This is a genomic window from Nocardia sp. NPDC059691 (genome assembly GCF_042733915.1).
Taxonomy (GTDB): Bacteria; Actinomycetota; Actinomycetes; order Mycobacteriales; family Mycobacteriaceae; genus Nocardia; species Nocardia sichangensis.
This window is the reverse complement of the sequence record NZ_JBHWFB010000020.1, coordinates 42031-64865: the sequence shown is the minus strand read 5'-3', so window position 1 is coordinate 64865 and position 22835 is coordinate 42031. Positions and strand designations below refer to the sequence as shown.

The window sequence follows — 22835 nt, the reverse complement described above, 5'->3', positions numbered from 1 at the left end:
GACGTCGCGGACGGCACGCAGCGTTCCGACCTGGATGTGCTGCTTGCCCTGCTCGATCTCGAGCAGATGGACGAGGACGTGTTCGTCGGCCAGCACCCGGAGAAGGTGTGGAGCCGTACCTTCGGCGGTCAGCTCGTCTCGCAGGCGATCATCGCCGCGGGCCGCACGGTCGGCGACCGGCCGGTGCACGCGGTCAACGCGCACTTCGTGCGCGGCGGCGATGTGAAGAAGCCGATCGAGTACCGGGTGGACCGTCATCGCGACGGCCGGGCGTTCGCCAACCGCACGGTCACCGCCAGCCAGGACGGCCAGGAGCTGTTCGTCATGCTCGCCGCGTTCCAGGACTGGGGCAGGGGACTCGAGCACGCGCATGCCCAGCCGGAGGTGCCGGACCCGGAGACGCTGCCGCGGGTCGAGGAGAGCTTCGAAGGCTTGGAGGACAAGCTGGAGATGTTCGTCAAGGCGCCGCATCCGATCGACATGCGCTACACCAACGATCCGGCGTGGATCCTGAAGGGCACGGGGGAGCGGCTCAACCACAACCGGGTGTGGATGCGCGCGGACGGCAGGCTGCCCGACGATCCGCTGATCCATGTGGCGACGCTGGGCTACTCGTCCGACACCACGGTGCTGGACTCGATCATCACCACCCACGGGCTGTCGTGGGGTCTGGACCGCATCGTCGCGGCCACGGTCAACCACTCGATCTGGTTCCACCGCCCGTTCCGTTTCGACGAGTGGGCGCTGTACTGCACCGAATCGCCGGTGGCCGCGGGCTCCCGTGGCCTGGCGACCGGCCGCTTCTACTCCCGCAGCGGCGATCTGCTGGCCACCACGGTGCAAGAGGGACTCATCCGCCACTTCCCCTCGCGGCGCTGAGGTCCGGAGTTACAGCAGTTCGAGATCGCGATCGATGTCGAGATCGACGTCGGTGCGTTGCGACGCGCGGATCGAGACCGGGATATCCGATCCCGGCTCGGTTCGCGCCAGCCCTGAGATGCGCTGCAGCAGTTGGCGTTCCAGTGCGGCCATATGGTCGTCGGTCAGCTGGTCGGGTGCGCCGACCAGACTGAGCGCGATCTCGTAGGTGCCGCGACGGTCCGAGCGGTCGCCGGGCGGATCCGCGGGGCAGCGGCTCTCGAGAGCCGCGTGGGCCGGGTCGTCGGCGTCGACCGGCAGGGTGAAGCGCCAGGCGAACACGTCCCGGTCGGTGAGATGGTCGTCGACCACCTCGCGCACGGTGTCGACGACGCGTTCGAGAGTTTCCGGTGTCACATAAACATGGAGCGAAACATCCGAAATGCGTTTCGGCATGTCTGATTCCTGTCCTGTGTCGAACCAGCAACGGCGGAGAGTGTTGTCCGGCGGGAGTTTAGTGCGTCCGACGCGGAAATGAACACAGCCCGTTGATAACAGGTTCGATACGCGACGGCTGCGTGCGCTGTCGCGTGCGGTTTTCGCCCGCGGTCACCGGGTGCGTTGGGCGGCGAGGAATGTCGCCAGCGGCGCCGGTGCGCCGCCGGGGCGGATCACCAGTCCACGGCGCTCGTCGTGCGGCCAGCGCGGCTGCTCGTGCGGGGCGAGCGCGAGCAGCAGCGGCACCATCGCCTCGGCGATGCGGTCGCCGACCTCGCAGAACGCCTGGGGGGACAGCCCGACCGGGTCGGCGATGTTCTCCCGGCCGACCAGCGACAGATCGTTGCGGGCCCGGTGCAATTCGGCGACCGTGCGCGCGCCGGTGACGTGCGCGATGCGATGGGCCTCCAGCAGCGTGAAGGTGCGCGCTCCGGCGCCGAAGGCCAGGTCGACCACCTGGTCGCGGATCTGCTCGGTCATCGTGAGCACCAGGTCGGCCTTGTCGACCAGCTCCGGCTTCAGGCGACGTGCCCGGAAGTTGCTCGCGTCGGCGCCGAGCCCGGTGATGGTCTGCGCGGCCAGTGGCTCGACGGGAAATCCCACCAGCGCACGGGTTCCCGCGCTTTCGGCGGTGAGGTAGGGGAGATCGTGTTCGACCGCGAGGGCGCGCGTGAGCCGCTCGGCGATCACCGAACGGCAAACGTTGCCGTTGCAGACGAACAAGACGTGCATACCGATAACGATAAACGGCGCAGAGGCTATCAGAAGGTCATGAGTCGTTAGTCCCACATGTGGGAACAACATATTCATCTGCTCGTAGCGCGCCGTACACGAAGTACGCCGCTTCCGGCCTCTGGCCTGCGACGTACGTCACTCCGAGGAGTGGTGCTGTTCGATTCTCCTTCTTGCTGTACCCCGGCGCGCAGGCATTCAAACGCTGCATTGTGATTGCTTCGTGATATGACAGCGCGCGCAGGCTACTCGGATTCGCTGCCGTAGTAAACGTTTTCGCTCACCACGGGCTCGACCCCGGCCGGTCTGCCCTGGACTCGACCGCGAGTGGAGAAGCGCTGACCGCGCGAAGCGACCACGGGCGCGAACCGCGCGAGTCCTGTCGCGGGGTCCATGTCGTCGTACATGGCATCGATGCCGCCACGAGCGAAGTACGCCTCGTGCCAGAAGCCGGTACCGCCGGAGTCGCGCAGGAACTCCCGCCACCAGTCCCGATGTGGCGCCGTCCGGGTCCAGGCTTCGAGGCTCTCGAGATCACGCCAGTACTGCCGTGCGCCCCAATGCGGCGGGAACAGCGCCCACACGAGATCTTCGTGCAGCAGCAACCCGTCCGGACGATCCTTGTGCGAGCGATAGAGTTTCGGCCCCAGCCCGAGCAGCCGTAGCATCCCCCGAGGCCGCCGCACCCGCATGCCGATATAGATGACCACCAGATCCGGATACTCCGACAGATCCACGGTGGTCCTGTTCACTCGCATTGCATACCTCCGCTGGCCCCGGATGTCGAATGCCGCTACAGGGACAACGATTCGGCACTCGGATCGGTTCGATGAGGACGCATGCTCGCCATCCGCGATATCGCCCCGGCCGTCGAGTACCCATCGCCATCCGCTGGTACACGGTTGGCTGCGACAGTGGCCGGGGCGTATCGATCACGGCTTCGGCGGGTGTCGGCGGTAGCCATCGCAGTGACCGGTCGGCGTCAGAGTTCCAGTAGCCGGGCGATGGTTCCCCCGAGGACACTTTCCCGCACTTCGCCCGAAGCGGTGACGCGTTCCACCGTGGCGCGGGCCAGGAAGGGGTCGCCGTAGGGAGCGTCCGAGCCGAACAGAGTGCGGTCGGGAATCTCGTCGATCGCGAGCCGAACAGCGAATATGACGTTGGCGGTGGACAGTTCGAGGTACATGTTCGGAATTTCACGGACCAATTCGATGGCCGACAGCCAGTTGAGCCCGCCCATCTGGCTGATGATCAGTGGCACGGTCGAATGCCGACGTGCGAGGTCCGCCAGAGTTCTCAAGTCCCGGGCCGTGGTCGGGGCGAATCCATGGACCACCACCGGAAGGCCCCCGTGGTCGGCGGCGGCTCGCAGGACCGGTTCGATCCGCGCCGCGTTGTCGGGCTGTGGTGTCAGTTCGCCGATGCCGCGCAGGCCTCGGCCGACCACCTCGTGGCACACGTACTCGGCGATCTCCGACGCGGGCAGATCGAGCCGCACCGTGCCGAAGCCGATGAAACGATCGGGATATGCCGCGAGCGCCGCGTCGAGTTCCTGCCACGCCAGGCGGTAGCTGTCGGCGTCTTTCCCACGCCCGTCGAGGGCGGCGGTCAAAGCGCTCATCTCGTTTCGGAGCGACACGAGATCGGTCGCCCGTTCCGGATGTGGACGTGTGGCGAACAGCACCGCCCGGTCTACTCCCGCTTCGTCCATGAGTTCGATATGAGTCCGCACCGGGTCGTGAACATGGCTGTGCGCGTCGATGATCAAGGGATGCCTCCCGTGGCGTTCGAGGAATAGGGCCGCGGGTGCAGTGTTGAAGGTTGACGCAGTGCAAGGTCAAGAGATCGGGAGTGACGTCGCATGTTGATCGGAGAATTGGCCGAACGCACCGGCGCCAGCGAACGTCAGCTGCGCTACTACGAACACGCCGGCTTGCTCACACCGCAGCGGCAGGCCAACGGCTACCGCGACTACGACCGCACCGCGGAACAGACCGTCCGACAGATCCGGGCCTTACTGGCCGCGGGCCTGTCGACGCGCTTGGTTCGACAAGTGCTGCCCTGCGCTCTGGACGAGGGCTCTCTGCGTCCTTGCCCCGGCGTGCTGGACAAGCTACGCACTCAGCTGGTCCGGCTCGATCACCGTGCGACCGACCTGGCGCAGGCCCGGGAAACCCTTCGCGAGGTGATCAGAACCGCCGAAGACGCCGAAGCACGGCAACCACGACCGAAGCTGCGGCAGCCGACGGTGCCGGACGTTTAGGCGGAGGCGTGGCCGTGGCATCACGTGGTGTGGCACCGCGCTTGCGCTCGGCGGGGGCCGCGTGACGGGATCAGGGAGCGGCAATCGCGGAGATTGCGTTCCACCTTGGTGCCGAGTGTGGGACTCGAACCCACACGTCCTTTCGGACAACGGTTTTTGAGACCGTCGCGTCTGCCAGTTCCGCCAACTCGGCGCACCGGGTGGAACTATAGCGGGTCGGGTGGCGTGGACGGAAATGGGTTGGCCCGAACGGCGCGGAGGCGCGGTTTGCGCAGGGTATATGCGTTCTATGCCGAAGTGAAAGGTACTCTTTACATCACTCGACAGCCCGAAGGATGGCCGGAGCTCGCCCCGTGCGAGCGCGGCTTTCCTTTGGTTGGGTCGGGTACAGGGCATCGGAACCAGAGGGGTCTACCTATGAGCACAGCAGCTGGGGGCGCCGGCACCAAGAAGGACGCCGGGGCGAAGCGGGTCGTCGTCGCCGAGGACGAGGCGCTCATTCGCATGGATCTGGTCGAGATGCTGACCGAAGAGGGCTATCAGGTGGTCGGCGAGGCGGGTGACGGCCAGCAGGCGGTGGACCTCGCCGTCGAGCACCGGCCCGATCTGGTCATCATGGACGTGAAGATGCCGCGCCGTGACGGGATCGACGCGGCGGCGGAGATCGCGTCGAAACGCGTTGCCCCGGTGGTCATCCTGACCGCGTTCAGCCAGCGCGATCTGGTGGAGCGGGCCCGTGACGCGGGTGCGATGGCCTACCTGGTGAAGCCGTTCACGAAATCGGATCTGGTGCCCGCCATCGAATTGGCCGCCAGTCGCTTCCACGAGATCACCGCGCTGGAGAGCGAGGTCGCGAATCTCGCCGAGCGACTCGAGACGCGCAAACTGGTGGAGCGTGCCAAGGGTGTGCTGATGCAGACGCAGGGCCTTTCGGAGCCGCAGGCGTTCAAGTGGATTCAGCGCACCGCAATGGACCGCCGCACGACGATGAAGGCGGTCGCCGAGGTAGTGCTGGAGAACCTGACACCGAAGTGACGGCGCCGTTCGCGGGAAAATTTACGCGAACGAAACGTAGTCGTGAACAAGAATTCGAAACGATGTCGCGCGCATGATCCGAATGTGATGCGGAACTAACGTACCGACGCTATGTTCTGACCGGGCTGAAGTGAGTCGGCCTCCTCGGCGATCCCGGGGGAGCACAGAACTTAGATGAGGTGAAACGTGCTTAGTTCGACATGGCGCAGTCGCTCGACGCGAGCTGTTCTGGCCGTCGGCGCCGCCGCCGCGCTGGTGCTGACGGGTTGTAGCGACAAATCCACCAGCAGCGGTTCGGATTCCTCGGGTACCAGCGGGGCGGGCGGCCTCTCCATCCAGCCGGTTCTGCAGGTCGACCAGCAAGGCAAGGAAGTGCCGAAGGCCGACGCGGCAACAGCGGCCGATCCCGCGGGCGACGGCAAAGCGACCTGCGCGCCGGGCACGGCCATCGCGATGGCGGGCGCGCTGACCGGCCCCGACGCCGCGCTCGGCATCAACATCGTCAACGGCGTCAAGCTGGCCCTGGACAAGCACAACAAGGCCAACCCCGGCTGCAAGATCGAGCTCAAGCAGTTCGACACCGAGGGCGACCCGCAGAAGGCCACCCAGGTGATCCCGCAGATCGTCAACGACCGCTCGATCATCGGCCTGGTCGGTCCCGCCTTCTCCGGTGAGACGAAGGCGACCGGCAAGATCCTCAGCGACGCGGGCCTGGTGTCGGTCACCTCCTCGGCGACCAACGCGACGCTGACCCAGAACGGCTGGACCACCTTCTTCCGCGGTCTGGCCAACGACGACGTGCAGGGTCCCTCGGTGGCGAAGTACCTGGTCAACAGTGCCGGCTACAAGAAGGTCTGCGTCATCCAGGACAACACCGACTACGGCACCGGCCTGGCGAAGTCCATCACCGAAGGCCTCGGCGCCGCCGCCGACCCGGCGTGCGCGGCCAGCATCAAGAAGGGCGACAAGGACTTCTCCGCGACGGTCACCAAGGTGGCGGCGGCGAATCCGGACGCCATCTTCTACTCCGGCTACTACTCCGAGGCCGCGCCGCTGGCCCAGCAGTTGAAGTCCGGTGGCGTGAAGGCGGTCTTCGTCTCCGCCGACGGCACCAACGACCCGCAGTTCGTCGCCCAGGCGGGCAGCGCGGCCAAGGGTGCGAAGCTGTCGTGCCCGTGCGGTCCCGCCCCGGAGAAGTTCGCCAAGGACTACGAGGCGCTCAACGGTCAGGCGCCGGGCGTCTACTCGGTCGAGGCCTACGACCTCACCACGATCCTGGCCAAGGGCATCGACGGCGGGAAGGTCACCCGCCCGGACCTGCTCGACTATGTGCGGACGTACGACGGTGCCGGCCTCGCGCGTCAGTACAAGTGGAACCCGAACGGTGAACTGTCGAACGCGCTGATCTGGGTGTACGAGGTCAAGTAGCCCCGGATCCCGGGCGCACGGCACGTACGGGGATTCGGGCGAATCCCCGTACGTGCCGTTGTTCGGTGGGCGAATGGATGAGGGCAGAAATAAATGAAACAAACGGCATTGGCCGCCGGGGTACAACTCGCGGCCGGCTCGGTCGACTTCAACTACGAGGGGCTGATCGATAATTTCTGGCGGCTGACCGTCGACGGCGTGACCTATGGCGCCATCTATGCCTTGGTCGCCGTGGGCTACACCTTGGTGTACGGCGTATTGCGGCTGATCAATTTCGCCCATTCGGAAATTTTCATGCTCGGGTTGTTCGGCCAGTTGATCGGATTGATGATCTTCGGATTCACGGCAGGCCCCGACGCCTACACCCAGGGCGTGGCGCTCACGGTCGTGTACCTGGGCTTGGCGATGGTGGTGGGCATGCTCGTATCCGGCGGCGCGGCCGTCGGATTGGAACGGGTGGCCTATCGTCCGCTGCGCAAGCGCGGCGCCAAACCGCTGGCCTTCCTGATCACCGCGATCGGCATGTCGTTCGTCCTGCAGGAACTGGTGCATTTCGTGCTGCCGAAGATCCGCCCCGATCTCGGCGGCACCAACGCGCAGCAGGCCATCCGGCTCGTCGAGCCCACCGTGCAGTTCAGTTTCGGCGGCGCGGATGTCACCAACATCATGCTGCTCATCGTGATCGCGGCCGTGGCGCTGGCGATCGTCACCGAAGTCCTGATCAACCGGACCAAGTTCGGGCGCGGTATCCGCGCCGTGGCGCAGGATCCCGACACCGCGACGTTGATGGGCGTTTCGCGGGAGCGGGTCATCATGCTGACCTTCCTCATCGGCGGTGTGCTCGCGGGCGCGGCGGCGATGCTGTACACGCTGAAGATCCCGAACGGGATCATCTACTCCGGTGGATTCATCCTCGGTATCAAGGCGTTCAGCGCCGCGGTGCTCGGCGGCATCGGCAATCTGCGCGGCGCGCTGCTGGGCGGTCTGGTGCTCGGCGTGGTGGAGCAGTACGGCCAGATGCTGTTCGGCACCGAGTGGCGTGACGTGGTCGCGTTCGTGGTGCTCGTTCTGGTGCTGATGGTTCGCCCGACGGGCATCCTCGGCGAGAGTCTCGGAAGGGCGCGCGCATGACCGACACGACTACGACGGCGTCCACGCCGGACCCCGGGCGCCGCGGCCTCGGGGACGCGATCCGGACCTGGTGGGACGGCTTGAGCAGGCCCGCGCAGTGGGGCGTCGGCGTCCCGATCCTGCTCCTGCTCGCCTTGCTCCCGCTGTTCCCGCCGCCGCTGCTGAACACCCCTTCCTACAATTTCGGCCTGGTGATGGCGCAGGTCGCGATGTACGCGCTGCTGGCCATCGGCCTCAATGTCGTGGTCGGGCAGGCGGGCCTGCTCGATCTCGGCTACGTCGGCTTCTACGCGGTCGGCGCCTACACCGTCGGCCTGCTCACCAGCCCCAACAGCCCGTGGAACCAGACCGACGGCGGCTGGCTCGATCCGAAATGGGCGTGGCTGGCGTGCCTGCCGATCGCGGTCGCGGTGACCGCGGTGTCCGGTCTGATCCTCGGTTCGCCGACGCTGCGCCTGCGCGGCGACTACCTGGCGATCGTGACGCTTGGTTTCGGTGAGATCGTCCGGTTGCTCGCGGAGAACCTCACCGAGATCACCAACGGCAGCCTCGGCCTGTCGGGTGTCGCGTATCCGCACGTCGGCGAGTCCGCGAGCAGACCGGAAGGCGTGTTCTCCGGCGGCAACAGCGGCAACCCGGACAGCGCCGACCTGCTCGACCGCGCCGGCTACGGCACCTATTGGTACTGGCTCGGCATGGTGCTGGTGGTGATCGTGCTGCTGGTGGTCGGGAACCTGGAGCGCAGCCGCGTCGGCCGCGCTTGGGTCGCCATCCGCGAGGACGAGGACGCGGCCGAGATCATGGGCGTGCCGACGTTCAAGTTCAAGCTGTGGGCGTTCATGATCGGCGCCGCGGTGGGCGGCATGTCCGGCGCGATCTACGCCGGACAGGTGCAGTTCATCAATCCCACCGGGTTCAACATCATCAACTCGATGCTGTTCCTGTGCGCGGTGGTCATCGGCGGGCAGGGCAACAAGCTCGGGGTGATCTTCGGCGCGTTCGTGATCGCCTATCTGCCCGCAAGGTTGCAGTCGGTGAACCTGGTGAGCAACGAGTCGACCGGGTACGTCCTGCTGGCGATCGATGTCGCGGTGTTCGTCGCGCTGATCGTCGCGTGGCGGCTGTGGTCGGGCCGGCTGAGCGTGTGGCCGCGGCGCGGCGTGATCACCGCGATGGTGGTGACCGGCGTGCTGGCATTGCTGCTGCTCGGCAGTGTGCTGCTGTTCCGCAAGGGCGGCGCGCAGTCGCTGGGCGACCTCAAATATCTGTACTTCGGCATCGCGTTGGTGGTGATGATGATTCTGCGTCCGCAGGGTCTGTTCCCGGTGCGGCAGAAGCTGCTCACCTACGGCAGGCAGGTGTACCAGGCCGTGCGCAGACCGGCCCCCGTCGAGCCGATCGGAGCGGGCCGATGACCGGGCCGGGTGCGGGCGACGCGCTGTTCGACAACGAGGACATGGCCGCGGGCTACGCGGCCGAGCCACAGGCCGAGTCCGCGGGCACGGTCGACGTCACCCAGGTGATCCCGGAACTCGCCGACGCGGAGACCGTCGCGGAAGTGGTGGCCCCGCGCCGCGAGATCGAGACCGCGGTGGGTGCGCCGCTGCTGCGGACCGAGGGCCTCACGGTGCAGTTCGGCGGGCTCACCGCGCTGGACCAGGTGAGCTTCGAGATCCGCCGCGGCGAGATCCTCGGTCTCATCGGACCCAACGGGGCGGGCAAGACCACGTGCTTCAACGCGATCACCGGCGTCTACCAACCCGCCTCCGGACTGGTGTACTTCGACGGCAAACCGCTGACCAAGACCAAGCGCAATGCGATCACTCGCCTCGGCATCGCCCGCACGTTCCAGAACGTGCGCCTGTTCGGTGAGATGACCGCGCTGGAGAACGTCGTGGTCGGCACCGACGCGCGGCACAAGACCTCGGTGCCGGGCGCGGTGTTCCGGACGCCGCGGCATCGGCGCGAGGAACGTGACGCCATCGAGCGCGGGATGGCGCTGCTGGAGTTCGTCGGGATCGCTCCGCGCGCGGTGGAGAAGGCGCGCAACCTGTCCTACGGCGACCAGCGTCGCCTGGAGATCGCCCGCGCGCTGGCCACCGAGCCGAAGCTGCTGTGCCTGGACGAGCCGGCGGCCGGGTTCAATCCGAGCGAGAAGTCCGCGCTCATGGACCTGATCCGCAAGATCCGCGACGACGGGTTCACCGTGCTGCTCATCGAGCACGACATGCGGCTGGTGATGGGCGTGACCGACCGGATCGTGGTGCTGGAGTTCGGCCGCAAGATCGCCGACGGGCTCCCCGGGGACATCAAGGACGACCCCGCCGTGATCGCCGCGTATCTCGGCGTGCCGGACGCCGAAGCGGTCGAAACCAGCTCCGCCACAGGCGAAGACGGCGCGTCCGGGGATGTCGCGCCGTCCGGGCCCGAGCCGGATGCGGTGCCGCTCGCCAAGGCGGCGGCCACCGAGCCGGTGGCGGAGACGGCACGCGAGACCGCAGCGGGCACACCGCTGCTCGAAGTCGAGGGCATGGTCGTCAACTACGGCAGGATCCAAGCGCTGCACGGGATCTCGTTGACCGTCGCGGAGGGCGAGCTGGTCACCCTGCTCGGCGCCAACGGCGCGGGCAAGACGACCACGATGCGCGCGATGTCGGGACTGCTGCCGTTGACGCGTGGCCGGATCCTGTTCGAGGGTCGCGACATCACCCAGATGAAGGCGCACGAGCGGGTGCTGCACGGGTTGATCCAAGCGCCGGAGGGCCGGGGCGTCTTCCCCGGCATGACGGTGCAGGAGAACCTCGACATGGGTTGCTACGGAAGAGGTTTCAAGCAGAAGGCCGAGTACGACCGGACCTTGGAGTGGGTGTTCGAGCTCTTTCCCCGGTTGCTGGAGCGGCGCAAGCAGGTCGGCGGCACGCTCTCCGGCGGTGAGCAGCAGATGCTGGCCATCGCCCGCGCGCTGATGGCGCGGCCGCGGCTACTGCTGCTCGACGAACCGTCGATGGGCTTGGCGCCCATGGTGATCCAGCAGATCTTCCGGATCATCGGCGAGATCAACCAGCAGGGCACCACGGTGCTGCTGGTGGAGCAGAACGCGCAGCAGGCGCTGGCCCGCAGCGACCGCGCCTACATCATGGAGACCGGTGAGGTCACCAAGACCGGCCGCGGCGCGGAATTGCTCACCGATCCCGCGGTGAAATCGGCGTATCTCGGCGTGGGCTAGGCGTGGGCTAGGCGTACCTCGGCCTTCGCTGGGGCGGCTTCGCCTGGCTCGCCGCAGACTCCGGTGCCGCGCGGCCTGGCTCGAGGCATGATCGTGACCATGGATGGTCACGACGAGCTGATGAGCTTGGCCGAGCGGTACTGGGACAGCGTCCTCGAGGCGGCGCCGAGCGAGGCGACCCTGCTCGGCGACCGCCGCTTCGACGATCGGATCGAGGATCTGTCCGTCGACGCCGAACAGCGGTTGCTGTCGACCTGGCGAGATCTGCTGCGCGCGGTCGACGCGCTCGACGCCGAGGGGTTGAGCCAGGGCGACCGCATCACCCGCAGCTTGCTGCGCACCGAATTGAACGGTGCGGTCGAGCATCTGGAGTGGCGGCCGCTGGAACTGGCCTCCGACCAGATGAACGGCGTGCACGCGGGCGTGCTGATGGTGGCGCCGCAGACGAACGCGCCGCGGCCGGAGCACGCGCTGGCGCTGGTACGCCGCTACCGCCAGTTCGGGGACATGCTCGGCCAGGCCGTGGAGCGGTTCCGCGCGGGACTGGCCGCGGGCCGCACGCCCGCCCGGATCGCCATCGAGCGCTCGCTCAATCAGCTGGACGGCTACCTGGATTCCGACGTGGCCGCCGATCCGTTCGTCACCTTCGCCGGTCCGGAGGGCTGGGACGGCGAGGCCGCATGGCGCTCGGAATTGACCGAGGTGACGCGGGATGTCATCCGGCCTGCGTTCCAGGTCTACCGCGACGCGCTGTACGACGAACTGCTGCCCGCCGCGCGTCCCGACGACCAGCCGGGCCTGTGCTGGCTCGGCGCCGACGGCGAGGACATCTACCGGCGGCTGCTGCGCCACCACACCACGCTGCCCGATCTCGGCGCCGACGAGATCCACGAACTCGGCCTCGCCGAGCTGGCGAAGCTGCGCGAGGAATACGCGACGGTGGGCGCGCGCCTGTTCGGCACCGGCGATCTCGGTGCGATCTTCGGTCGGCTGCGCGACGATCCCGCGCTGCGCTACGACGACGCCGAGCAGATCATGTTCGACGCCCGCCGCGCCCTGGCCGTGGCGACCGCCGAAATGGGGAACTGGTTCGGGCGCCTGCCGAAGGAGTCCTGCGACATCGTCCCGGTGCCGGAGTTCCTGGCCGCGGATTCGCCTGCGGCGTATTACTTCCCGCCGGCCGCCGACGGGTCCAGGCCGGGCACGTACTTCGTCAACCAGCACCATCCCACCGGCCGTGGGCGCTTCGAGACCGCGTCGGTGGCCTACCACGAGGCGATCCCCGGTCATCATCTGCAACTCACCATCGCCAACGAACTCGACCACCTGCCGCGTTTCCAGCGCCAGTCCTTCGCCAACACCGCCTTCGTCGAGGGCTGGGCGCTCTACACCGAGCGGCTTGCCGACGAGATGGGTTTGTACGAGGACGATCTCGGCCGCCTGGGCATGCTGGCGGGCGATTCCTGGCGCTCCTGCCGGTTGGTGGTCGACACCGGCCTGCACGCGAAAGGCTGGAGCAGGCAGCAGGCGATCGACTTCATGGTGGCCAACGCGCCGGTCGGGCTGGCCGAGATCACCGTGGAGGTGGACCGCTACATCGCGATGCCGGGGCAGGCGGTCGGCTACAAGATCGGGCAGCTGGAAATCCTGCGCCAGCGGGTGGCGGCCACCGAGCGGCTCGGCGCGGACTTCGACATCAAGGCCTTCCACGACGTGGTGCTCGGCTCCGGATCGGTGAGTCTGCCGGTGCTGCGGGAACTGGCGGGCACACTCTGACGGCGCGGGGCGCGACCGGTACTCGCGCCCCGCGGACCGGGATCCGGTCCCGGCGGCTCCGGCTGCCGGGTGTCGGCGTATCGCCTTGTCGGTGCCGGTCCCTAGACTCTGGGGCGTGAGTTCACCCACGACCGCTCCGCGTCCTGCCCCCGCGTCCGGCTCCGGCGATCCCGGCTCGGGAGACCGGCCGACGCTGCTGTTGCTGGACGGGCATTCGATCGCCTATCGCGCGTTCTTCGCGCTACCGGCGGAGAATTTCAAGACGGTCACCGGGCAGACCACCAACGCGGTCTACGGCTTCACCGCGATGCTGATCAACCTCCTGCGCGACGAGAAGCCGACGCACGTGGCCGCGGCGTTCGACGTATCGCGCCAGACCTTCCGCGCCGAGGCGTATCCGGAGTACAAAGCCAACCGCACCACCACGCCGGACGAGTTCCGCGGGCAGGTGGAACTCACCAAGGACGTATTGGGCGCGCTGGGCATTCCGGTGATGGCGATCGAGGGCTTCGAGGCCGACGACATCATCGCCACGCTCACCACGCAGGCGACGGCAGCGGGTTTCCGCGTGCTCATCGTCACCGGCGACCGGGACTCCATCCAGTTGGTGAACGAGAACGTCACGGTGCTGTACCCGCGCAAGGGCGTGTCCGACCTCACCCGGTTCACCCCTGACGAAGTGCTGGCCAAATACGGCCTCACGCCCAACCAGTACCCCGACTACGCGGCGCTGCGCGGCGATCCGAGTGACAACCTGCCCGGCATTCCCGGCGTGGGGGAGAAGACCGCGGCCAAGTGGATCCGCGAGTACGGCGACCTGAACACCCTGGTCGAGAAGGTCGACCAGGTGAAAGGCAAGGTCGGCGACGCGCTGCGGGCCAATCTGAGCAGCGTGGTGCTCAACCGGCAGCTCACCGAGCTGATGCGGGAGGTGCCGCTGCCGTACACCCCGGATCAGCTGGCGCAGGGGCCGTGGGATCGCGAGAAGATCCATCAGCTGTTCGACGATCTCGAGTTCCGCGTGCTGCGCGACCGGCTGTTCGAGACCCTGGCTCCGCCGGAGCCGGAGGCGGAGGCCGGTTTCGAGATCAGCGGCGGCGCGCTGGAGATCGGCGCGGTCGCGGACTGGCTCGCCGAGCACGCGAAAGCCGGTGTGCGCCACGGTGTCTCGATCCTCGGCACCGGCTCCCCGGCCGGCGGCGACGTTCGTGCGCTCGCCATCGCCGCGGGTGACGGCGAGAGCGGCTACATCGACGTCACGGTGCTCACCCCCGAGGACGAGGCGGCGCTGGGCGCCTGGCTGGCCGACCCGGCCGTGCCGAAGGCGCTGCACGAGGCCAAGGCCGCCCTGCACGCCCTGCGCGGCCGCGGCTGGGCACTGGGCGGGCTGACCAGCGACACCGCGCTGGCGGCGTATCTGGTCCGCCCGGGCCAGCGCACGTTCAACCTCGACGACCTGTCACTGCGTTACCTGCACCGCGAGTTGCGCGCCGAGACCGGCGAGACCGCGCAGCTGTCGCTGCTCGACGACGAGGACGCCGTCGACGCCGAGCTCGCGCGGGCGCAGATGCTGCGCGCGCGTGCCGTCGCCGACCTGGCCGACGCGCTCGACGGGGAACTGGCCCAGATCGAGTCCACCCCGCTGCTGGCGGACATGGAGCTGCCGCTGCTGGGTGTGCTGTCCACCTTGGAGGAAGCGGGCATCGCGGTGGACACCGACCAGTTGGCGACGCTGCAGCGGCAGTTCGCCGACCGGGTGGCCGAGGCGGCCGAGGCGGCCTACGAGGTGATCGGCAAGCAGATCAACCTGGGCTCGCCCAAGCAGTTGCAGGTGGTGTTGTTCGACGAGCTGGACATGCCGAAGACCAAGCGCACCAAGACCGGCTACACCACCGACGCGGACGCGCTGGAATCGCTCTACGAGAAGACCCAGCACCCCTTCCTGGAGCATCTGCTCACGCACCGCGACGCCACGCGCTTGAAGGTCACCGTCGACGGCCTGCTCAAGTGCGTCGCCGAGGACGGTCGCATCCACACCACGTTCAACCAGACGATCGCGGCCACCGGGCGGCTGTCCTCCACCGAACCGAACTTGCAGAACATCCCGATCCGCACCGATACCGGCAGGCAGATCCGCGACACCTTCGTGGTCGGCTCCGGGTACCAGTCGCTGATGACCGCCGACTACAGCCAGATCGAGATGCGGATCATGGCGCACCTGTCCGGGGACGAGGGCCTGATCGAGGCGTTCAACTCGGGGGAGGACCTGCACAGCTTCGTGGCGTCGAAGGCCTTCGACATCCCGATCTCCGAGGTGAGCCCGGAACTGCGCCGCCGGATCAAGGCGATGTCCTACGGCCTGGCCTACGGGTTGAGCTCCTACGGTCTGTCCGCGCAGCTGAAGATCAGCACCACCGAGGCGAAGGAGCAGATGGAGGTCTACTTCGCCCGCTTCGGCCGCATCCGCGACTATCTGTACGAGGTGGTGGAGCAGGCACGCAAGGTCGGCTACACCGAGACGCTGTTCGGCCGCCGCCGGTACCTGCCCGATCTGGATTCCAGCAACCGGCAGCGCCGGGAGGCCGCCGAACGGATGGCGCTCAACGCCCCCATCCAGGGCACCGCGGCCGACATCATCAAGGTGGCGATGATCAACGTGCACCGGGCGATGCGCGAGGCGGGTTTGCGCTCCAGGATGCTGTTGCAGATCCACGACGAACTGCTGTTCGAGGTCGCCGAGGGGGAACGGGAGACGCTCGAGGCGCTGGCGCGTGAGCAGATGTCCGCCGCGATCGCCCTCTCGGTGCCGCTGGAGGTCTCCGTCGGCGTCGGCCGCAGCTGGGATTCCGCCGCGCACTGACCGGCGCGGGCACACCGCACCGACATGCCGGGCCCCACCGCACGGGCCCGGCATCTGGCATCCCGAGAGCTATCATCGGGCCACCGCGCGCAAGTAAACGAATCACGGTGAACAGGACCCATGTCCCGTGCCGCGCGGCCACCTACCGTGGGGCTGGTCACACATAGGGATTCACGCATACCGAGCGCAGGGGATGGCCCATGACTGTCACCGATGAGTACCTGGAGAACAACGCGGCGTACGCGAGCACCTTCCGAGGCCCGCTGCCGCTGCCGCCCGCGAAGGGCGTGGCCGTGGTCGCGTGTATGGACGCGCGGCTCAATGTCTACGGCGCGCTCGGCCTCGCCGAGGGCGAGGCGCACGTCATCCGCAACGCGGGCGGCGTCGTCACAGCCGACGAGATCCGCTCGCTGGCCATCAGCCAGCGGCTGCTGGGGACCAGGGAGATCATCCTGATCCACCACACCGACTGCGGCATGCTCACCTTCACCGACGACGACTTCAAGGCGAGCATCCAGGAGGAGACCGGCATCAAGCCCGAGTGGTCGCCGGAGGCTTTCTCGGACCTGGAAACCGATGTGCGCCAATCGATCGCGCGCATCGTCGCCAGCCCGTTCGTGCCGCACAAGGACTCCATCCGCGGCTTCGTCTTCGACGTCGCCACTGGAAAGCTGAACGAGGTTCTGCCCCGATAGGGACGAATTTCACACTGCGCCAGTGGGATCCGGGTGAAGTCACCCGGATCCCACTGCGTTGTGGCGTATTTCACGAGGGCTGTCGCACGATCAGGCGCGCCGATCCGGCGCCGAGATCCACCTCGTCGCGGGGTGGCGCGCCGTCGGATGCGTCCTCCCGATGCATCAGCGTCGTCATCCGCTGCTCGAACTCGTGGTGCTTGCCGCCTTGGAAAACCGCCGTGACCTGTTCGAACCCCGCCGCCGCGACCGGAAGCCCCGACCGCTTGCGAGTCCAGGGCAGCGCGCGGCCGCCGGTGAGTTTGTTCCAGGCGACTTCGGCGAAGGCGAACAGGATGAGCAGGACGGCCAGACCGGGAATGGTCATCGCCACGAGGAGACCCATGTCACCGACGCTACCCTCGCCCTGGCCGCACCGCGCTGAACTGCACGTTTGATACTCGCCAGTAGACAATTCGGGCATCGAATGTGGTTGCTATTGCGCCGCGATGTCCCTATCCTCGATGCCGTGCCGAAACCCGCCGACCGCCGCAGCGCAGCGCTCCATGTCGCAGACCGCGACAGCGCTTTGCTTTCGGCGTCGCTCATCGGGCCCTCCGTGGCAACGCAGGCTACCGCCTCCGTGTCCGAGGATCGCGCCGAGCTACTTCCGCTCACCGCGATGGTGGCGTCGCTTCCCCGAGTTCTCGTAGTAGCCCGCCGTAGCGGGGTCTGATTCGGGCCGGCCCCCTCGCTGCGGGCATTTCCACTTGTTAGTGCTGGTCCCCTCTGTCAACTGAGCCACGACATTCTTCGGGAAGACCTACTTTCAATGACCATCCTGACTCTTGATACAGACATGTTCCAGGCCGCCGCGCCCAAGGGCCTACGGGCGGAAGCCACCGGGCTGACCTCGGCGGAGTTCCACAGCCGTTACTGCGCGCACGGCGGTCCGATCCGGCTCGGCGAGTGGTCGCCCGCGGGCGCCAGGACCGCGGAGTTCACCGCCACGCTGGAGTTCGCCGGGCATCTGCGGACCGTCGTCGCCACCGGCAGCCCCGTCGCGGCGATGACCTCGGCCCTCTACGAGGAGGGCTACCCCGTCGAGATCCTGCAATTCCACCAGCGGCGCACCGCCGAGGGCACCGCCACCTTCGTGCAGTGCGAATGCAACGGCAGGCGCGGCTGGGGCGCGGCGATCGCCGACGACGGCGCCGAGTCGACGGTCCGCGCCATGATCGCGGGCGTCAACCTGCTCGGCGTGTCCTGACATCGGGTTATTCGGCCTCGGGGCGGTGGCCTGCCGCCCCGAGGCCCGCACCCGGGCCCTGACGTGCGACAGGGCCCGGACACGGACTGCCGCTTTCGCGTGTCCGTCCCCGGGCCCGAGTGAATTCCGTTGTGGCGCAGTGTCGCACCGCGCCACGCGAACTACTGTTCGGCCTTCTGCTGCTCGGCGAGCTGCTTGCGCACCTCGTCCATGTCCAGCGCCTTGACCTGGGTCACCAGGTCCTCGAGCGCCGCGGGCGGCAGCGCGCCGGGCTGCGCGAACACCAGCACGCCCTCCCGGAAAGCCATGATGGTCGGGATGGAGCGGATGTTGGCAGCCGCCGCGAGGCCCTGCTCGGATTCGGTGTCGACCTTTCCGTGCACCACGTCGGGGTGCTTGGTGGAGGAGGCCTCGAAAGTCGGTGCGAAACTCTTGCACGGGCCGCACCAATCGGCCCAGAAATCGACGAGTACCACGTCGTTTCCGGTGACTACCTCATCGAAATTGTGCTGGGTCAGCGTCTGGGTGGCCATGACGTCCTCTCGTTTCGGTGTGCCTGCTACAACGCGGGCTGCCTCGGTTATCTTCCACGACGGATCCGGCCGACCGGCCACTCGCGCCGCTGATCCCCGTCCCATCGACGGATACCCAGCACCGTCGCGGGGAAATCCCGGTCCCGCGCGACGGCGTGAATGGCCTCGCCGAGTTGTTGCGGGGGCACCCGCCTGGCGAGGGTGATGTGCGGGGTCCACGCGTCCGGATGCAGGTTGGCCGGAACGCCGGGGCACGGGGAGATCGTGTGGAAGATCCGTCGGTGCAGGGCGAGCAGCGCCTCGGACGGGACCACCATCCGCACCAGGATGGGGCGGCGGGCGCCGAAGACCACCAGCCCGCCGAGCCGCAGGGGGATCGGCGCGAACGCCTGCTCGTCCAGCGCCTGCTCGATGCGCGGCCAGATCTGCCTGGCCACCCCGGCGGTGATGTGCGGGCGGTTGGACTCGTCGGTGCGCGCGGCGAGGCTCGGCACGCCTGCTTCCGCCAGCAGTTGCCACTGGCGGCGGATCTCCGTGTCGGCGGCCTCGTCGAGGAGTAGTTCGACCGACTGCACCATGGTCTCCCGAAGGTAGCCGCAACCGGCGTGTCCGCGGGCCGGTTCCGGCGGCCGGGCGCGCCGGCGGGAGGATGTCCCGGTGAACGACGTGAAGCGACCCCGGGCGCACCGGGCACTGCGACTCGGCCTGATCGACGGCGACGGCATCGGCCCCGAGGTGGTGCGATCCGCCAGGCAGGTCGTCGACGAGGCGCTGTCCGCGGCGGGCGCCGCCCCGGTCGAGTGGGTGCCGCTGGCCATGGGACACCAGGCCATCGCCGAGTTCGGCACTCCGCTGCCCGAGCAGACGCTCGAGCAGCTGGCCGCTGTGGACGCGTGGATTCTCGGCCCGCACGACAACGCGTCCTATCCGGCCGAACATCGCGTCGCGCCGGGCGGGGTGATCCGCAAGCATTTCGACCTCTACGCCAACATCCGTCCCGCGCGGGCCTTCGAGGGTGTGCACGCGGCGGCCCCGGATATCGACCTGGTGATCGTGCGGGAGAACAGCGAGGGGTTCTATGCCGACCGCAACATGTTCGCCGGGTCGGGGGAATTCCGGCCGACGCCGGACATCGCGATGTCGGTCGGACTGGTGACCCGGGCCGCCTGCGAGCGGATCGCGCATCAGGCGTTCCGGCTGGCCGCGACCCGGCGCAAACGGGTGACGATCGTGCACAAGGCCAACGTCCTGCCCCTGACCATGGGCCTGTTCCGCGACGTCTGCCGTGCTGTCGGCCAGGACTACCCGGGAATCGAGGTCGACGAGGAACACGTCGACGCGGCGGCCGCGCACCTGGTCCGCGCCGCCTCCGACTACGACGTCCTGGTCACCGAGAACCTGTTCGGCGACATCCTGTCCGACCTGGCCGGTGAGTTGAGCGGATCGCTCGGACTGGCCGCGTCGCTCAACTGTTCGGCCACCACGGCCATGGCGCAGGCGGTGCACGGCGCGGCCCCGTCGCTGGCCGGGCACAACCGGGCGAACCCGGTGGCGCTGCAACTGTCGGCGGCGATGCTCTTGCGCTGGCTGGCGACCCGGGACGCCGAGATGGCCCTGGCGCGGGCGGGCGAGCGGATCGAACGCGCCGTCGCCGCGACCTTCGGGGCGGGCATCGCCACCGCCGACCTCGGCGGACTGGCATCCACCAGCGAATTCACCGAGCAGGTTTGCGCCAGGGTGCATCGCAGGTAGCGGTCAGCGAAATTTGCGCGGCCCGGCCAGTTCTCGCAACCGCGCCCAGTTCAGCGTCGGTGGCGGCACCCGCGTGCCCGGCCGGGTCCGCGGCACCCGCACCCGCAGCGCGCCGGGCAGGATCGCGCAGCGCACCGGCGTTTCGAGGCGGAGGGATTCGCCGTCCACACCGACCGGGATCTCGGCCCGGTCCGCGTCGACGACCACCTCGGTGGCGGTGAGCCGCACCAGACCGCGATCGTGCGCCCGCCGCAGCAGGCCCACCGCTTGGCGCGTGCTCGCCACCGTGACCGTCACCACGCCGAGCAGGCCCGCGTCCAAGCGGGCGCGGCGGCCGAGGCCCGCGAGATCGCCGGTGGCGTAAGGGCCGTTGCTGACCAGGACCGCCTGGGGCCCGTCCACGGACACGTTGCCGATGCGCGCTCGCAATCCGGTGTCGGAGCCACGTCCGAGCAGGTCGGGTAGCAGGCGCAACACGGTCCCGGTCTTGTCGTCGCGATACTGCGGACTCCGCACCACCTCCGCGTAGACGCCGAAGGATGCGTTGTTGACGAACGTGCGCCCGTTGACGGTGCCGAGGTCGACCAGGATCTCGACACCGTCGCGCAGCGCAGCCAAGCCCGCGGCCGGGTTCGTCGTATCCAGTCCGAGATCCCGCGCGAAATGGTTTCGCGTACCGGCGCCGATCACCACGAACGGTAGCCGGTGTTCCGCGGCGACCGCCGCTACCGAGGCCTGGGTCCCGTCGCCACCGGCCACGCCGAGGAGGTCGGCGCCGCGCCGCACCGCTCGCCGGGCTAGCGCGGCGACATCGATCGGATGCGGCCCGGCCAGCAGCGCCACTTCGGCCCCGAGTTCCCTGGCCCTGCGTGGCAGATCGAACTCGAGCACCTTGCCGCCACCGGAGCGGGGATTCATCACCAGGAACGGGTGTCGTGCCGGGGCGGCGGGGAACTCGGGTAGGCGCGACTGCCCGCCGTCGTTCCGCAATGCCCGCCGTGCGAACGCCACGGCCGCCGCGACCAGCGCGCCGGAGACCAGCACCACCCACAGTTGCCGCTCCCGCACGAACAGAAGCACCACCACGATCGGCGACGAGATCGCCAGGGCCGCCGAAACGACCCGCAGCACGCCACGGTTGATCAAAAACCAGTAGGTCCCGGCGACGCTCAGCGCGACACCGCCCGTCCCGGCGATCAGCAGAGTGAGCAGACCGAGCAGCCCCGCCACCGCGAGCGGCAGCACGGCCGCGGCGATCGCGGCGGCGAATGCCGCCCTGGCCCACCATTGCCGAGCGATCGGGGGCCGCGCCGAGCCCGCGTCGGCTTCCGGCATCACGCACCGGCCCCGGCCGGGGTCTTGTCCTCCGGCTCGGGCTCGGCCTGCCAGGCGCGAGCGGGACGAATCAACAGCTCCAGCAGGAGCAGCGCCAGCAGCGCGCCCAGGACGATCCACACCACCACGAGACCGGTGGGGTAGCGCCAGAACACCAGCAGCAGCGCGGCGATGCCGATGATCGCGCAGCGCAGCGCGGTGCGCGCCCGGAAAGCCCAGGTCTCCACGGGGTTCGGCGGACGCGAACGCCGCAGGCCCTGTACCGCGTCCATGCCGCGCCCGAATCCACGGCGCACCGCGATGGCCGAGGCCGAGCCGCCGGTGAGGTAAGCGCCCAGCGCGATGACCAGGCCGAGCACGGCGACCCCGCGCAGCGCGGTCCGCAACGGCACCATCACCGTGTCGGTGATGACGGTGGCCGCGTCCGGTGACAGCACGTCGGGCGGAATCTCGTCCAGATACAGCGCCCGGGCGACCATCAGCGCGATCGCCAGGATCAGCATGCCCACCGCCAGCGCGAGACCCACGAAGGCCAGGGCGCGGCGGCGACGGCCGACGGGTGCCGCGGCGATCGCGGCCACAGCGGCCGCGATCGTCACCCACGGCAGCACTGCCGAAGCTTTGTCGAGATTGTCGACCGCCCGTTGCGCCCGTACCAGTTCCGGCGACCGGAACAACACGAACTGTTTGTCGACCGCGGGGATCTTCTCGGCGAACGTGAATCCGCGATCGATCAGCCGCGCCTTGACGTTCTCGATCACGGTGCGCAGCGAGAGGCTCACCGTGCCGTTCTCGTCGACGGTCACCGACTGCGGGCCGACGTGGCCGGTCAGCACCCCCACCAACGCGGTGTGGGCGGCGCGGTTGGCTTGCACCCACAGATCCTCGAACTGGTCGCTGCGCACGAACGACAGCACGGTGTCGTTGACGAAGCCGCGGGCCTGCTGCGTGATCACCGGCGCCAGACCCTCGACCGCCCGGTCCACCCGAGGCCGGTTCGCGGTCGCCGGAACGGCGTCGGTCAGCGCGGCCAGGGCGTCCGCGGTCAGGCCCTCGATGTCGACGCGAGCGAAGATCTCGTCGGTGACCGTGTCGGCCACCTCCGTCTGCAGCGCCGGATCCGATCCCAGCGGAGCCACCGTGCTCAGGTACCGGTCGGTGTCGAGGATCTCGCCGCGCACGAAGCGCGCCAGTACCGTGGTGATCGCCAGGACGGCGACCAGCACCGTCAATATCACCACCGCGGTCCACCGCCACGCATGCCGCGGTGGCCGCGACACCCGCGGCGGCGCGCCGCGCGCCTCCGTCCGCAGCGCGGCGACCTCGGCGCGCAGGCGCACGAGCTCGGCGCGTTCGTCCGCGCTCAGCCGACTTTCGGGTGCATTGTCACTCGCGTTGGAATCCATGGGTTCCTCACTCCAGGAACGGATTCGGGCTGCGGGACGCGACCGGCAGCGGCGCTGC

Annotated in this window: 21 protein-coding genes, 1 tRNA gene and 1 pseudogene; 13 read left to right on the top strand and 10 right to left on the bottom strand. The window is 68.4% G+C overall.

What is annotated here, in order from left to right; translation table 11 throughout:
• The first annotated feature begins 66 nt into the window (after nt 1–66).
• The gene (locus ACFV2O_RS33420; protein ID WP_355078346.1) at nt 67–879 is read left to right on the top strand and encodes an acyl-CoA thioesterase II; all 813 of its coding nucleotides are present in this window, start codon (nt 67–69) and stop codon (nt 877–879) included.
• 9 nt (nt 880–888) lie between these two features.
• On the opposite strand, the gene ACFV2O_RS33415 is transcribed toward ACFV2O_RS33420, so the two are convergent.
• From ACFV2O_RS33415 to ACFV2O_RS33400, 4 genes are all read right to left on the bottom strand, one after another.
• Entirely contained in the window at nt 889–1314 is a 426-nt protein-coding gene (locus tag ACFV2O_RS33415) for a hypothetical protein (protein ID WP_379255594.1), read from the bottom strand.
• A 153-nt stretch (nt 1315–1467) separates the two neighbouring features.
• Nucleotides 1468–2088 carry a low molecular weight phosphatase family protein gene (locus tag ACFV2O_RS33410; protein ID WP_379255592.1) on the bottom strand — a complete coding sequence of 207 codons (621 nt, stop codon included), beginning with the start codon at nt 2086–2088 and terminating at the stop codon, nt 1468–1470.
• A gap of 245 nt (nt 2089–2333) precedes the next feature.
• On the bottom strand, nt 2334–2846 hold the full coding sequence (locus tag ACFV2O_RS33405; RefSeq protein WP_364430433.1) for a monooxygenase family protein: 513 nt from the start codon (nt 2844–2846) through the stop codon (nt 2334–2336).
• 224 nt (nt 2847–3070) lie between these two features.
• Nucleotides 3071–3856, bottom strand: coding sequence for an amidohydrolase family protein (locus ACFV2O_RS33400; protein ID WP_379255591.1), 786 nt, complete (start codon nt 3854–3856; stop codon nt 3071–3073).
• Nucleotides 3857–3949: 93 nt separating this feature from the next.
• On the opposite strand from ACFV2O_RS33400, the gene ACFV2O_RS33395 reads away from it, so the two are divergent.
• Entirely contained in the window at nt 3950–4351 is a 402-nt protein-coding gene (locus ACFV2O_RS33395) for a MerR family transcriptional regulator (RefSeq protein WP_379255590.1), read from the top strand.
• 106 nt (nt 4352–4457) lie between these two features.
• Here the strand turns inward: ACFV2O_RS33395 and ACFV2O_RS33390 are convergent.
• Nucleotides 4458–4544 (bottom strand) — tRNA-Leu (locus ACFV2O_RS33390).
• Nucleotides 4545–4768: 224 nt separating this feature from the next.
• Between ACFV2O_RS33390 and ACFV2O_RS33385 the strand changes: the two genes are divergently transcribed.
• From ACFV2O_RS33385 to ACFV2O_RS33345, 9 genes and pseudogenes are all read left to right on the top strand, one after another.
• Nucleotides 4769–5386: an ANTAR domain-containing response regulator gene (locus ACFV2O_RS33385; RefSeq protein ID WP_039797267.1), complete on the top strand. Its 618-nt coding sequence runs from the start codon at nt 4769–4771 to the stop codon at nt 5384–5386.
• Nucleotides 5387–5572: 186 nt separating this feature from the next.
• Nucleotides 5573–6814, top strand: a complete 1242-nt coding sequence (locus ACFV2O_RS33380) for a branched-chain amino acid ABC transporter substrate-binding protein (RefSeq protein ID WP_379255589.1) — start codon at nt 5573–5575, stop codon at nt 6812–6814.
• A 93-nt stretch (nt 6815–6907) separates the two neighbouring features.
• Nucleotides 6908–7945: a branched-chain amino acid ABC transporter permease gene (locus ACFV2O_RS33375; protein ID WP_355078248.1), complete on the top strand. Its 1038-nt coding sequence runs from the start codon at nt 6908–6910 to the stop codon at nt 7943–7945.
• Nucleotides 7942–9360, top strand: a complete 1419-nt coding sequence (locus tag ACFV2O_RS33370) for a branched-chain amino acid ABC transporter permease (RefSeq protein WP_379255587.1) — start codon at nt 7942–7944, stop codon at nt 9358–9360. Before ACFV2O_RS33375 ends, ACFV2O_RS33370 begins: the two co-directional genes overlap by 4 nt.
• Nucleotides 9357–10289, top strand: a pseudogene (locus ACFV2O_RS33365) (ABC transporter ATP-binding protein); the annotation flags it as partial. The gene ACFV2O_RS33370 and the pseudogene ACFV2O_RS33365, both read left to right, overlap by 4 nt.
• A 186-nt stretch (nt 10290–10475) precedes the next feature.
• A complete protein-coding gene (locus ACFV2O_RS33360) occupies nt 10476–11171 on the top strand; it encodes an ABC transporter ATP-binding protein (RefSeq protein WP_245562527.1) in 696 nt (231 codons plus the stop codon).
• Between the two features lie 99 nt (nt 11172–11270).
• A complete protein-coding gene (locus tag ACFV2O_RS33355) occupies nt 11271–12947 on the top strand; it encodes a DUF885 domain-containing protein (RefSeq protein WP_356967823.1) in 1677 nt (558 codons plus the stop codon).
• A gap of 115 nt (nt 12948–13062) precedes the next feature.
• Entirely contained in the window at nt 13063–15807 is a 2745-nt protein-coding gene (polA, locus tag ACFV2O_RS33350; RefSeq protein WP_379255586.1) for a DNA polymerase I, read from the top strand.
• A 200-nt stretch (nt 15808–16007) separates the two neighbouring features.
• Nucleotides 16008–16502: a beta-class carbonic anhydrase gene (locus ACFV2O_RS33345; protein WP_379255584.1), complete on the top strand. Its 495-nt coding sequence runs from the start codon at nt 16008–16010 to the stop codon at nt 16500–16502.
• Nucleotides 16503–16572: 70 nt separating this feature from the next.
• Here the strand turns inward: ACFV2O_RS33345 and ACFV2O_RS33340 are convergent, their stop codons facing one another.
• Nucleotides 16573–16887, bottom strand: a complete 315-nt coding sequence (locus ACFV2O_RS33340; RefSeq protein WP_379255583.1) for a DUF6191 domain-containing protein — start codon at nt 16885–16887, stop codon at nt 16573–16575.
• 426 nt (nt 16888–17313) lie between these two features.
• On the opposite strand from ACFV2O_RS33340, the gene ACFV2O_RS33335 reads away from it, so the two are divergent.
• Nucleotides 17314–17751 (top strand): 2-keto-3-deoxygluconate kinase, encoded by a 438-nt coding sequence (locus ACFV2O_RS33335; protein ID WP_356967829.1) that lies wholly within the window; start codon nt 17314–17316, stop codon nt 17749–17751.
• Nucleotides 17752–17912: 161 nt separating this feature from the next.
• Here the strand turns inward: ACFV2O_RS33335 and trxA are convergent, their stop codons facing one another.
• Nucleotides 17913–18284, bottom strand: coding sequence for a thioredoxin (trxA, locus tag ACFV2O_RS33330; protein ID WP_355078241.1), 372 nt, complete (start codon nt 18282–18284; stop codon nt 17913–17915).
• Between the two features lie 47 nt (nt 18285–18331).
• Nucleotides 18332–18862, bottom strand: a complete 531-nt coding sequence (locus ACFV2O_RS33325; RefSeq protein WP_379255582.1) for a 2'-5' RNA ligase family protein — start codon at nt 18860–18862, stop codon at nt 18332–18334.
• 79 nt (nt 18863–18941) lie between these two features.
• Here ACFV2O_RS33325 and ACFV2O_RS33320 point away from each other — a divergent pair, with 79 nt between their 5' ends.
• Complete coding sequence (locus ACFV2O_RS33320; protein WP_379255581.1) at nt 18942–20036, top strand: isocitrate/isopropylmalate dehydrogenase family protein; 1095 nt, start codon at nt 18942–18944, stop codon at nt 20034–20036.
• Nucleotides 20037–20039: 3 nt separating this feature from the next.
• On the opposite strand, the gene ACFV2O_RS33315 is transcribed toward ACFV2O_RS33320, so the two are convergent.
• Both ACFV2O_RS33315 and ACFV2O_RS33310 read right to left on the bottom strand, forming a co-directional pair.
• Nucleotides 20040–21371: a diacylglycerol/lipid kinase family protein gene (locus ACFV2O_RS33315; RefSeq protein ID WP_379255579.1), complete on the bottom strand. Its 1332-nt coding sequence runs from the start codon at nt 21369–21371 to the stop codon at nt 20040–20042.
• Nucleotides 21371–22777 (bottom strand): hypothetical protein, encoded by a 1407-nt coding sequence (locus tag ACFV2O_RS33310; protein WP_379255577.1) that lies wholly within the window; start codon nt 22775–22777, stop codon nt 21371–21373. Before ACFV2O_RS33310 ends, ACFV2O_RS33315 begins: the two co-directional genes overlap by 1 nt.
• Nucleotides 22778–22835: the final 58 nt, after the last annotated feature.